Origin of the sequence: Dactylosporangium sp. CA-139114 (genome assembly GCF_050955725.1) — a bacterium.
Taxonomy (GTDB): domain Bacteria; phylum Actinomycetota; class Actinomycetes; order Mycobacteriales; family Micromonosporaceae; genus Dactylosporangium.
Genome location: NZ_CP192080.1, coordinates 2631197 through 2643054 on the forward strand (window position 1 = coordinate 2631197; position 11858 = coordinate 2643054).

Consider the following 11858-nt stretch of genomic DNA (forward strand, 5'->3'; position numbering starts at 1 on the left):
GAGGCGTCAGGCCTTGCGGAGCCAGTACCGCAGGCCCGCCGCCTCGTGAACCTCCGCGCCCGGCCACGGCTCACCCGGGCCGAACGCCGTCGCGAGGACCTCGTCGGCGATCGCGGCGGCGTGCTCGGTCAGCGCCGCCGCCGTTTCCGGGCCGGAAGGGCCGGACGTGGCGTATCCGACCTCGATCCGGTCCACCACCTCGAGCCCGGAGGACTTGCGCGTCTCCTGCACCTGCCGGATCACCTCGCGGGCGATGCCGGCGCGGCGCAGCTCCGGCGTGATGTGCAGGTCGAGCGCCACGGTCGCGCCGGCGTCGCCGGCCACCGCCCAGCCCTCGCGGGGCGTCTCGGTCAGGAACACGTCCTCGCGCTCGAGCCGCACCGGCTCCCCGCCGACCTCGAGGGTCGCCGAGCCCGTCTCGCGCAGCGCGGCGCCGAGGGCCGCGGCGTCGGTCGCGGCGACGGCGGCCGCGACCTCCTGCACGCGCTTGCCGAAGCGCTTGCCGAGGCTGCGGAAGTTCGCCTTCGCCGAGGTGTGCACCAGCGAGCCGGTGAGCGGCTCGACCGACTGCACGTTGAGCTCCTCGGCGAGCAGCTCCAGCAGCGGCCCGTCGAGGTCCGGCGTCGAGATCAGCACCCGGGCCAGGGGCTGGCGGGTCTTCACGGAGGCGTCGGCGCGCGCGGCCCGGCCGAGCTCGACCAGGCGCCGCACGAGCGCCATCTCCTCCGACAGGCGCGGGTCGACCAGGGTGGGGTCCGCGACCGGGTAGGCGGCCAGGTGTACCGACTGCGCGGCGCCGGGGTCCGTGGGCACCACGAGGTCCTGCCACACCCGCTCGGTCATGAACGGCGTGAGCGGCGCCATGAGCAGCGTGACGGTCGTGACCGCCTCGTGCAGGGTGCTCAGCGCGGCCGGGTCGCCGCGCCAGAACCGGCGCCGGGCCCGCCGCACGTACCAGTTCGACAGGTCGTCGACGAACGCCGCGAGCAGCCGCCCGGCCCGCTGGGTGTCGAACGCGTCCATGGCCGCGTCGACCTCGCCGACGAGCAGGTTGAGCTCGGAGACGACCCAGCGGTCGAGCACCGGCCGCTCGGCGACGGGCACGCTCCGCGCCGGGGTCCAGCCCGCGGTGCGCGCGTAGAGGCTCTGGAAGGCGACGGTGTTCCAGTACGTCAACAGGACCTTCCGCACGACCTCCTGGATGAGCGTGTGCCCGACCCGCCGCGCCGACCAGGGCGAGCCGACGGCCGCCATGAACCAGCGCACCGCGTCCGCGCCGTGCCGCTCCAGCAGCGCCATCGGCTCCAGGATGTTGCCGAGGTGCTTGGACATCTTGCGGCCGTCCTCGGCGAGGATGTGGCCGAGGCACACGACGTTGCGGTAGCTGGACCGGTCGAACACCAGCGTGCCGACCGCCATGAGCGTGTAGAACCAGCCGCGGGTCTGGTCGATCGCCTCGGAGATGAAGTCGGCCGGGTAGCTCGCGGTGAACACGTCCGCGTTGCGGTGCGGGTAGCCGTACTGCGCGAACGGCATGGCGCCCGAGTCGTACCAGGCGTCGATGACCTCGGGCACGCGCCGCGCGGTGCGGCCGCACTCGCACGCCAGCTCGACCTCGTCGATGTAGGGGCGGTGCGGGTCCAGGTCGCTCAGGTCGCGCCCGGCGAGCGCCCCGAGCTCGGCCAGCGACCCGACGCAGGTGAGGTGGCCCTCCTCGCAGCGCCAGATGGGCAGCGGGGTGCCCCAGTAGCGGCTGCGCGACAGCGCCCAGTCGACGTTGTTCGTGAGCCAGTCGCCGTACCGCCCGTGCTTGATCGACTCCGGGTGCCAGGTGGTCCCCTCGTTCTCCCGCAGCAGGGCGTCCTTGATGCGGGTGGTGCGGATGTACCAGGAGGGCTGCGCGTAGTACAGCAGCGGCGTGTGGCATCGCCAGCAGTGCGGGTAGCTGTGCTCGTAGGCGAGGTGGCGCAGCAGCAGGCCGCGCGCCCGCAGATCGTCGACCAGCGCGGCGTCGGCGTCCTTGAAGAACACGCCGCCGACCTCGGGCACCTCGGGCGCGAACCGGCCGTCGGGCTGGATCGGGTTCACCATCGGCAGGTCGTAGGCCTTGCACGTGGCGTAGTCGTCGGCGCCGAAGGCGGGCGCCTGGTGGACCAGGCCGGTGCCGTCCTCGGTGGTCACGTAGGTGCCGAGGACCACGAAGTGCGCGCCCTCCATCGGCACCAGGTCGAAGGGGCGCTGGTACGTCCAGCGCTCCATCTGCTTGCCGGTGAAGGACTCGCCGGTCGCCCGGAAGCCCTCGCCGAGCGCCTTGCCGACGAGGGGCTCGGCCACCACCAGGCGCTCGGTGCCGTCGGTGGCCACGACGTAGGTGACGTCGGGGTGTACCGCCACCGCCGTGTTGGACACGAGGGTCCACGGCGTGGTCGTCCACACCAGCAGGGACGCGTCCTCGAGCGGGCCGGAGGTGAGCGGGAACCGGACGAAGACCGACGGGTCCGTCACGGTCTCGTAGCCCTGGGCGAGCTCGTGGTCGGACAGGCCGGTCTGGTCCCGCGGGCACCACGGCGAGACCCGGAAGTCCTCGGCGAGCAGCCCCTTGTCGAAGATCTGCTTGAGCGACCACCACACGGACTCGATGTACTGCGGGTCCATGGTCCGGTAGGCGCGGTCCATGTCGACCCAGTAGCCCATGCGCTCGGTGAGCCGGCCGAACGCGTCGGTGTGCCGGGTGACCGACTCGCGGCACTTGGCGTTGAACTCGGCCACGCCGTAGGCCTCGATGTCCTGCTTGCCGGAGAAGCCGAGCTCCTTCTCGACGGCGAGCTCGACGGGCAGCCCGTGACAGTCCCACCCGGCCTTGCGCCCGACGTGGAAGCCCTTCATGGTCTTGTACCGCGGGAAGACGTCCTTGAACACGCGCGCCTCGATGTGGTGCGCGCCCGGCATGCCGTTGGCGGTGGGCGGCCCCTCGTAGAACACCCACTCGGGTCGGCCCTCGGACTGCGCGAGGCTGCGCCCGAAGACGTCGCGCTCCTTCCACAGCGCGAGCACCTGATGATCCAGCTGGGACAGGTCGACCTGCGCTGGAACCGGCCGATACATGATGCGTGGCACCTCTCCGTCGGGTCGTGGCGTTCGACGGAGGGACGAGACCGTGCCGGCCCCGCGGTACCACCCTCCTTGGCCGCGGCGCGCGCGGCCCACTCGTGTGCAGTTGTGGCCGGGTCTACTGAGCCGCGCACGGCCGTTCTTCCGGCGGCTCCGGGGTGATCTTCCCGCCCGCGCACGCCTGCCGGGCTTCCACCGTCCCCGGTTCGCTCAAGGCTGCGTGCGGAGGTACTCGTCCCCTTCAACGCCCGCCGCAGAGTATAGGCGCCGCCGGGGGATCACGAGCGCGGTGCCGGTCTCGGGGTCGGGGATCACGCGGCAGGGCAGCGCGAACACCTCCTGCATCATCGCCTCCGTCACCACCTCGGCCGGGGGGCCCTGCGCCAGGACGCGCCCGTCGCGCATGGCGACCAGGTGGGTGGCGTAGCGCGCGGCCAGGTTCAGGTCGTGCAGCACGGCGACGAGGGTGCGGCCGTGCTCGCGGTGCAGGCGCGCGCACAGTTCGAGGATGTCGAGCTGGTGGGTGATGTCGAGGTAGGTGGTTGGCTCGTCGAGCAGGAGCAGCGGGGTCTGCTGGGCGAGCACCATCGCGATCCACACGCGCTGGCGCTGGCCGCCGGAGAGCTCGTCGACGAACGCGCCGGCCAGGGGCGTGACCGCCGTGGCCTCCATGGCCCACCGCACCGCCCGCTCGTCGGCGTCGCTCCAGGTGCTCAGCGGGCCCCGGTGCGGGTAGCGGCCGCGGGAGACCAGGTCCGCGACGGTGATCCCGTCGGGGGCGGTCGCGCTCTGGGCCAGCAGGCCGAGGGTTCGGGCGACCTCACGGGCCGGTCGGGTGGCGATGTCGCGGCCGTCGAGCAGGACGTGCCCGGCCCTGGGCCTCAGGACCCGGGCCAGGCAGCGCAGCAGCGTGGACTTCCCGCACGCGTTGGGCCCGACGATCACGGTGAAGGAGCCGTCCGGGATGTCGATGCGGAGGTCCTCGGCGACGGTCCGCCGGTCGTAGCCGAGGGTCAGGTCGACGCCGCGCAGCCGGTCAGACACGGGCTCTCCTTGCGGTTCGGGCCAGGAGCAGGACGAGGTAGCCGCCGCCGAGCAGGCCGGTGACGACGCCGACGGGCAGCTGGTGGCCGGGGAAGAGGCGCTGGGCGAGCACGTCGGCCCCGGTGAGCAGGGCGGCGCCCAGCACCAGGGAGGGCAGCAGGTTGGGGCCGCTCGCCCCGGTGAGCCGGCGGGCCAGCTGCGGAGCGGTGAGCGCGACGAAGAGCACCGGCCCGGCGGCGGCCGAGGCCGCGGCGGCGAGCAGCACGGCGCACGCGAGGGCGGTGAGCCGGACGGCGCCGACGTGCACGCCGAGCGCGCGGGCCGGGTCGTCGCCGAGCTCGAGGTTGGCCAGGGCCCGGCCGAGGACGGCGACGACCGGGGTGAGCAGGACGAGCGCGCCGCCGGCGACGGCGGCGTGGCCCCAGCCGCGTCCGTCGAGGCTGCCGGTGAGCCAGAGCACGGCCCGGGCCGCGTCCACGATGTTCGCGCGGGTGAGCAGGTAGCTGTTGACGCCGGTGAGGATGCCGGCCACGCCGATGCCGACGAGGATCAGCCGGTGGCCGTGCCCGCCGCCGCGCCAGGCCAGCAGGTAGATCGCGGTGCCGGTGGCGATCGCGCTCAGCACGGAGCCGGCGGCCACGGCCGTGGTGCCGCCGCCGAGCGCGACGACCGCCAGCAGGCCGCCGGTGGCCGAGCCCTGGGTGAAGCCGAGCACGTCGGGGCTGCCGAGCGGGTTGCGCACGAGGGACTGGAACAGCGCGCCGGCCAGGGCCAGGGCGCCGCCGGTGGCGAGGGCGGTCACGACCCGGGGCAGGCGCAGCTCCCGCACGATGAACGCGTCGGCGGGGGAGCCGCCGCCGAACAGGGTGCGCACGACGTCGGGCAGGCTCATCGGGTAGTCGCCGCTGCCGATGGCGACCAGGGCGACGACGATCGCCGCGACGGCCAGGGCGGCGCTGACCCCGGCGACCCGCAGGCGCGCCCGCGCGGTCACGACGCCCTCCGGCGGCGCACGATGGCCAGGAAGAAGCCGCCGCCGACGACCGCGGTGACCACGCCGACCTGCAGCTCGCCGGGGCGGCCGACCACGCGGCCGAGCACGTCGGAGGCGAGCAGCAGGGCCGGGGCGAGCACCGCGCTGAACGGCAGCAGCAGGCGCACGTCCGGGCCGGTGAACGGGCGGACCAGGTGCGGCACCATGAGGCCGAGGAAGACGATCGGGCCGCAGGCCGCGGTCGCCGCCCCGCACAGCAGCACGATCGACACCGCGGCGAGGACCCGGATGCGGCCCGGGTGGGCGCCGAGCGCGCGGGCCGGGTCGTCGCCGAGCGCGAGCGCGTTGAGCGGGCCGGCCAGCAGCGCGGCGATGACGACGCCGGCCAGGACGAACGGGGCGATCAGCGCCGCGGTGCCGGGGCGGGCCGCGGCCAGCGAGCCGGCGGTCCAGAACCGCATCCGGTCCAGCGACGCGGTGTCCAGGAGCTGGACGGCGGCGACGTATGCGTACAGGGCGGCGCTGACCGCGGTACCGCTCAGCGCGAGACTGCCCGGCGAGGCGCCGCGCCCGCCGGCCACGGCATGGACCACGACGGCGACCAGGGCCGCCCCGCCGAAGGCGAACCACACGTAGCCCGAGAGGTCCGTCACGCCGAGGAAGGCGATGGCGCTCACCACGGCCGCGGACGCGCCGGCGTTGACGCCGAGCAGGCCCGGGTCGGCGAGCGGGTTGCGGGTCAGCGCCTGCATGAGCGCCCCGGCCAGGCCGAGCGCGACGCCCACGAGCAGGCCGAGGACGGTGCGGGGCAGCCGCAGGTCGCGCACGACGGTGGCCCCGGCCGAGCCGGCGTCGGTCAGGCCGTGCCAGACCTCGGCGGGGCTCATCGCCCTCGCGCCGATGGCGAGGCTGGCGGCGGCGACCACGACGAGGACGCCGGCCGCCCCGGCGAGGCGAGCGAATGACTGCACAGCACCGCCTTGACACGATCAACTTAAGTGAGGCTACCCTAAGTGCCGATCGAGAGAGAGGCAACCCACCATGTCCTTCAACGTGTCCCGCCGCGGCCTGCTCGCCGGCGTCCTCGGGCTCGGCGCACTCGCCGCCTGCGGGGACGGCGGGTCCGGCCCGGGCGCCGGCCCGGCGGCGAGCGGCACCGCCGGGGGCCCCTTCGCCTTCACCGACGACCGCGGCACGGCCGTGACCCTCCCCGCCGCGCCGAAGCGGATCGTGGCCTACGTGGGCACCGCGGCCGCGCTGCACGACTTCGGCGTCACCACGTTCGCGGGCACGTTCGGCCCGCTCACGGGGGCCGGCGGCGGCAAGGACCCGCTCGCCGGCGACCTCGACCCGGGCAAGGTCGAGTCGCTGGGCAACGCGTGGGGCGAGTTCAACATCGAGCGGTACGCCGCGCTGCGCCCCGAGCTGCTGATCACGAACATGTACGAGGCGAACCAGCTGTGGTACGTCCCGGACGAGTCCAAGGACAAGATCCTCGCCCTCGCGCCCAGCGCCGGCATCACGGTGTCGCGCACCTCGCTGGCGAAGGTCATCCAGCGCTACGCCGGCCTGGCCGAGGCGCTCGGCGGCGACCCGGCGGCGGGCCAGGCGCGCTTCGACACGGCCGCCGAGGCGCTCAAGGCGGCGGTGAAGGCCAACGGCGGGCTCAAGGTGCTCGCCGCCTCGGCGAGCCCGGACCTGCTCTACATCAGCGATCCCAAGGTCTACGGCGAGCTGAGCTACTATCAGGAGCTCGGCGTCGAGGTCATCGCCCCGACCGCGGTCACCGGCGGCTACTTCGAGAACCTGAGCTGGGAGAACGCCGACAAGTACCAGGCCGACGTGATCCTGCTCGACAACCGCGCGCAGGCCCTGCAGCCCAAGGACCTCACCGCGAAGCCGACCTGGGCGAACCTCCCCGCGGTCAAGGCCGGGCAGGTCGTGCCGTGGCAGAGCGAGCCGCGCTTCAGCTGGACGGGGTGCGCGGGCGCGCTGGAGACCCTGGCCAAGGCGCTGACGGGGGCGAAGAAGGTCGCGGCGTGACCTACGACTTCTTCGACGTCCACGTGGTCCGGCACGAGGCCCTGACGCCGGGCGCGGTCCGGGTCACCTTCGCCGGGGACGCGCTGGACCGGTTCGTCAGCGGCGGGCGGGACCAGCGGTGCAAGCTGTTCTTCCCGGCCCCCGGGCAGGCCGCGGCGATCGTCCCGCGGGGCGAGGCGTGGTATCCGCACTGGCGCCGGCTCGACCCGGCGACCCGCGGGATCATGCGCACCTACACGGTCGCGGCCGCCCGCCCCGGCGAGTTCGACGTCGACTTCGCCCTGCACCCGGGCGGCGGCCCGGCGATCCAGTGGGCCTCGGACGTGGCCGTGGGCGATCGCCTGCTCGTGCTGGGCCCGACGGTGAGCGACAACGGCGGCGTCGACTTCCGGCCACCGGAGGGCACGCAGTGGGTCCTGCTCGCGGGCGACGAGACGGCGGTGCCGGCCCTGGACGCGATCAGCGCCTTCGTCGGCTCCTCGCTGCCGGTGCACGCGTTCGTCGCCGCGCCGCCGGGCCGCTGCGCCGCCGGCGTGCACTGCCCGGACGGCCTGCTGGAACCGATCCGCGCCGCGCGGCTGCCCGACGGCCCCGGCTACGCCTTCGTGGCCGGGGAGTCGGGCGAGGTCCGCGCGCTGCGCCGGCACCTGGTGCAGGACCGCGGCTTCGACAAGCGCCGGGTGACGTTCACCGGCTACTGGCGCCGGGGCGCGTCCGAGGACGACCTCATCGAGGAGTCGGCCGCCTGACGGCCGCGCCCGGCCGCGGCCGGGGACCGCGGCCAGGCGCCGGGGCTCGCGTCAGTTGGAGGCGACGCCGAGGCCGGCCTGGCCCGTGGTGTCGGGGCCGCCGAGGTTGCCGAGGCGGTCGTGCAGGTCGTCGATGTCGCCGCCGGTGAACGACGGCGACTCGCCCTCGTCGTAGCCGGCGCTGTACGCCTCGTGGTGGCCCTGCTCGAGCGCGGTCGACTCGGCCTGGTGGGTGTCGTGCTCGAACACGCCGAACTGCTGGCCGAAGTCCGTCTGCGAGCCGTGGTCGGCGTGCAGCTGCTCCAGCGCGCTGTGGTCCTGGCCGGCCTCGAAGTGGCCGAAGTCCGCGCCCTGGCCGAAGTCCGGCTGCTCGTCGCCGCTGAAGCCGGGGTCGAGCTGGCCGCCGTCGTCGTAGTCGCTCATGCTGTCCGTCCTTCGGGAAATGTCGCGGTGGGTGTTCGGCTGCAACGATAGGCGCCCGCCCCGGCCCGCGTATCCCCAAAGCGCGCCACCCCTCAGGCCGGGTAGCGCCGCGGCGTCCACACCACCGGCGGCTCGCCGTCGCGCTCGCGGACCCGCGTCTGGGACGAGCCGATGATGAGCAGCGTGCGCATGTCGACCTCGGCGGGCTCCAGGTCGGCCAGGGCGACCACGCGCACCGACTCCTCCGGGCCGCCGACGTCGCGGCCGATGACCACGGGCGTGCCGGTGGGCCGGTGGGCGAGCAGGAGCGCCTTGGCCGCCTCGACCTGCCACGTGCGCGACTTCGAGCCGGGGTTGTAGACGGCGATCACGAGGTCGGCCCGGGCCGCGGCCTCGAGCCGGCCCGCGATGACCTCCCAGGGCTTGAGGCGGTCCGACAGCGACAGCACGCAGAAGTCGTGGCCCAGCGGGGCGCCGGCGCGGCTGGCCACGGCCTGGGCCGCGGTCAGGCCCGGCAGGACCCGGACGGGGACGTCCTTCCAGCGCGGCTCGGCCGCGACCTCCAGCACCGCGGCGGCCATCGCGAAGACGCCCGGGTCGCCGGAGGAGACGACCGCGACCCGGCGCCCCTCCTTGGCCAGCGCCAGGGCGAACTCGGCGCGCTCGGCCTCGACCCGGTTGTCGGAGGCGTGCCGGCGCTGGCGCGGGTTGCCGGGGACCCGGGCCAGGTACGGCCCGTACCCCACGAGATCGTCCGCGGCGGCGAGCGCGGCCTGGGCCTGCGGGGTGAGCCAGTCGCGCCCGGCCGGGCCGAGGCCGACCACCACCACCTCGCCCGCGGACCCCGGCGCGGGCCGCTCGGCCAGGGCCGCGGCGGTCTCGTCGTGGACGCGGGAGGGCAGCAGGGCGATCGAGAAGTACGGCACCGTCGCCGGGTCCACCCCGGCCAGCGGGGCGACGCGCTCGCCGGCGGTGGTGGCCCGCTCGACGTACCAGGCCTCGTCCAGCCGGCCCGCCCGCTCCAGCGCGTCGCGGACCTTGCCGAAGGTGCGGCCCAGCTTCATCACCGCGGCCGAGTCGGTCGCGGCGAGGCGCTCGGCGAGCACGTCGGCGGGCAGCGTGCCGGGCAGCACGGTCAGCACCTCGTCCCGCTCGACCAGCGGGCGGCCCAGCACCGCGGAGGCGCCGGCCACGGACGTCACGCCGGGGACGACCTCGGTGCGGTACCGCTGCGACAGCCGCTTGTGCATGTGCATGTAGGAGCCGTAGAACAGCGGGTCGCCCTCGCACAGCACGACCACGTCCCGGCCGGCGTCGAGGTGGGCGGCCAGCCGCGCCGCCCACGCGTCGTAGTGCTCCTCGATCACGCCCCGGTAGTCGGGCGTGTCCTCGGTCGTCACCGGGTAGACGAGCGCCTCCTCGACCTGCTCCGGGCGCAGGTAGGGCGCGGCGATCGCGCGGGCGATGCTGCGGCCGTGGCGGGCGCTGTGGTAGGCGACGACGGGCGCGGCCGCGACGAGCCGGGCCGCCTTCACCGTCATCAGCTCCGGGTCGCCGGGCCCGAGCCCCACTCCGTACAGCCGCCCAGTCTCCACCGTGGTCATTCCTTCTCGCTCGCGATGGCGTTGACGGCGGCGGCCGTCATCGCGCTGCCGCCCCGGCGCCCGTGCACCACGAGGTGCTCGAGGCCGGACTCGGCCAGGGCCGCCTTCGACTCGGCGGCGCCGATGAACCCGACCGGGATGCCGATGACCGCGGCGGGCGTGCCGGCCCCCTCGGCGACCAGCTCCAGCAGCCGGAACAGGGCGGTGGGCGCGTTGCCGACGGCCACGACGGCGCCGTCGATGCGGCCCCGCCACAGCTCCAGCGCGGCCGCGCTGCGCGTGGTGCCCAGGGTCGCGGCCAGCGCCGGCACCGCCGGATCGCGCAGCGTGCACACGACCTCGTTGCCGCGGGGCAGCCGCGCCCGGGTCACCCCCGACGCGACCATCTCGGCGTCGCACAGGATCGGCGCGCCCGAGCGCAGCGCGGCGCGCGCGGCCGCGACCACGCCGGGGGAGTGGCCGACGTCGGCGGGGAGGTCGACCATGCCGCAGGCGTGGATCATGCGCACCGTCACCTGGGCCACGTCCGCCGGCAGCCCGGACAGGTCGGCCTCCGCCCGGATGGTCGCGAACGAGCGCCGGTAGATCTCGGCGCCGTCGCGGATGTAGTCGCCGTCGCGGTTGTAGCCGCTCATCCGCGCACGCTGCGCTGGTAGCCCGACGCCGTCGCCAACATCTCCACGTGCCTTCCCTTCGGCGCGCCGCAGCGCCGCTCGCATCCGACCCAGTGCGCCGGCTCCGCCGCCCCCGTGCGCACCGCGGCCCGCGCGTCCGCCCGGACGTCGGCGAGCGCCTTGGCGCAGCCCGGCCGGCCCGCGCACGCCGTCACGCCGGCCCACGGGGAGCCGGGGTCGGCGACGAGCCCGGACGCCACAGCGTCGGCCATGGCGGCCGCGGGGATCACGACGGTCCGCCACGGCGTGACGATGATCTCTTCCGCCGCGCCGGCGAGGGCCGCCGACTGCTGCGCGGTGAGCAGCCCGAGCGGCACCGCGAGCACGGCGTCGCCGCCGTGGACTCCGGGCGCGGGCGGGTCCGCCCGGGGCAGACCGGCCGCCGCCGGCGCGGTGCCGAGCCGCGCGGCGACGCGGGCCGGGCCGTCGTCCAGCTCGGCCAGGCGCCACGCCTTCGACGCCTGCGCGGCGCGCTCGGCCAGGAACGCCTCGGCGGCGCGAACGAGCAGCTCGGGGCCGCCGTGCCGGGCGGTGGGCCGGCCGGCGAGGATCAGCCGGGACCCGTGCAGGCCCACGTCGCCGAGCAGCGGCGTCACGTCGCCGCGGCCGTCGTCGACGGTGGCCAGGAACCGGCCCGGCAGCCCCGCGAGGGCCGGCGTGGCGCACAGCAGCGCGTCGAACGCGGCGACCAGGGGGCGCACGGCCGCGCTCAGCGGGCTGGCGACGATGTTGCGGACCCGCTCGTGGGTGGCCGACGGCAGCAGCCCGGCGTCGGCGAGCCGGGCCGCGAGCTCGTGCTCGGCCCCCGGCCGCACCGCCCTGACCTGCACGTTTCCGCGCGAGGTGAGCTCCAGTGCCGGGTCGCCGAGCTCGGCCGCCGCGGTGCGCAGGACCGTCAGCCCCGCGGCGGTGAGCCGCCCGCCGGGCAGCCGCACACGCGCCAGCCCGCCGTCGGCGGCCGCGTGGACCTGGACGGCGCCGGGGCACCGGTCGGGGGCGTCGCGCCCGCTGGGAGCCTGCACGCGGCGGATACTACCTGCGCTTGACGGCGCACACGCTCGTCCTGAAGAGTTGACCGCGCTGTGCAACGGCGACGTGGAGGAACCCGGTGCGAATCCGGGACGGTCCCGCCACTGTGACCGGAGAGCCGATCTCCGGTAAGTCAGGATACTCCGCGCCGCCGCACCCATCCCACCGTCTTGGGGCGCGGACCCCG

10 protein-coding genes and 1 riboswitch are annotated in these 11858 nt (G+C 75.4%); of the genes, 2 read left to right on the plus strand and 8 right to left on the minus strand.

Going from position 1 to position 11858, the window contains the following annotated elements; all coding sequences use genetic code 11:
• Positions 1-6: 6 nt before the first annotated feature.
• From ileS to ACQP2P_RS11940, 4 genes are all read right to left on the minus strand, one after another.
• Positions 7-3105 (minus strand): isoleucine--tRNA ligase, encoded by a 3099-nt coding sequence (gene ileS, locus ACQP2P_RS11925; protein ID WP_433615551.1) that lies wholly within the window; start codon positions 3103-3105, stop codon positions 7-9.
• Between the two features lie 216 nt (positions 3106-3321).
• Entirely contained in the window at positions 3322-4155 is an 834-nt protein-coding gene (locus ACQP2P_RS11930; RefSeq protein WP_433615552.1) for an ABC transporter ATP-binding protein, read from the minus strand.
• On the minus strand, positions 4148-5149 hold the full coding sequence (locus ACQP2P_RS11935) for a FecCD family ABC transporter permease (RefSeq protein ID WP_433615553.1): 1002 nt from the start codon (positions 5147-5149) through the stop codon (positions 4148-4150). Before ACQP2P_RS11935 ends, ACQP2P_RS11930 begins: the two co-directional genes overlap by 8 nt.
• Entirely contained in the window at positions 5146-6036 is an 891-nt protein-coding gene (locus ACQP2P_RS11940; RefSeq protein ID WP_433619105.1) for a FecCD family ABC transporter permease, read from the minus strand. The genes ACQP2P_RS11935 and ACQP2P_RS11940 overlap by 4 nt, the downstream gene beginning before the upstream one ends.
• Before the next feature lie 154 nt (positions 6037-6190).
• Here ACQP2P_RS11940 and ACQP2P_RS11945 point away from each other — a divergent pair, with 154 nt between their 5' ends.
• Together ACQP2P_RS11945 and ACQP2P_RS11950 are read left to right on the plus strand one after the other, a co-directional pair.
• A complete protein-coding gene (locus tag ACQP2P_RS11945; RefSeq protein ID WP_433615555.1) occupies positions 6191-7192 on the plus strand; it encodes an ABC transporter substrate-binding protein in 1002 nt (333 codons plus the stop codon).
• On the plus strand, positions 7189-7941 hold the full coding sequence (locus ACQP2P_RS11950; protein ID WP_433615556.1) for a siderophore-interacting protein: 753 nt from the start codon (positions 7189-7191) through the stop codon (positions 7939-7941). Before ACQP2P_RS11945 ends, ACQP2P_RS11950 begins: the two co-directional genes overlap by 4 nt.
• Before the next feature lie 51 nt (positions 7942-7992).
• Here ACQP2P_RS11950 and ACQP2P_RS11955 read toward each other — a convergent pair whose 3' ends face one another.
• The 4 genes from ACQP2P_RS11955 to ACQP2P_RS11970 form a co-directional block, all read right to left on the minus strand.
• Complete coding sequence (locus ACQP2P_RS11955; protein WP_433615558.1) at positions 7993-8364, minus strand: hypothetical protein; 372 nt, start codon at positions 8362-8364, stop codon at positions 7993-7995.
• A gap of 92 nt (positions 8365-8456) precedes the next feature.
• Positions 8457-9968 (minus strand): precorrin-2 C(20)-methyltransferase, encoded by a 1512-nt coding sequence (locus tag ACQP2P_RS11960; protein WP_433615561.1) that lies wholly within the window; start codon positions 9966-9968, stop codon positions 8457-8459.
• Positions 9965-10603 carry a precorrin-8X methylmutase gene (locus ACQP2P_RS11965; protein WP_433615563.1) on the minus strand — a complete coding sequence of 213 codons (639 nt, stop codon included), beginning with the start codon at positions 10601-10603 and terminating at the stop codon, positions 9965-9967. Before ACQP2P_RS11965 ends, ACQP2P_RS11960 begins: the two co-directional genes overlap by 4 nt.
• Positions 10600-11664, minus strand: coding sequence for a precorrin-3B synthase (locus ACQP2P_RS11970; protein ID WP_433615564.1), 1065 nt, complete (start codon positions 11662-11664; stop codon positions 10600-10602). Before ACQP2P_RS11970 ends, ACQP2P_RS11965 begins: the two co-directional genes overlap by 4 nt.
• Before the next feature lie 52 nt (positions 11665-11716).
• Positions 11717-11835: riboswitch (cobalamin riboswitch) on the plus strand.
• Positions 11836-11858: the final 23 nt, after the last annotated feature.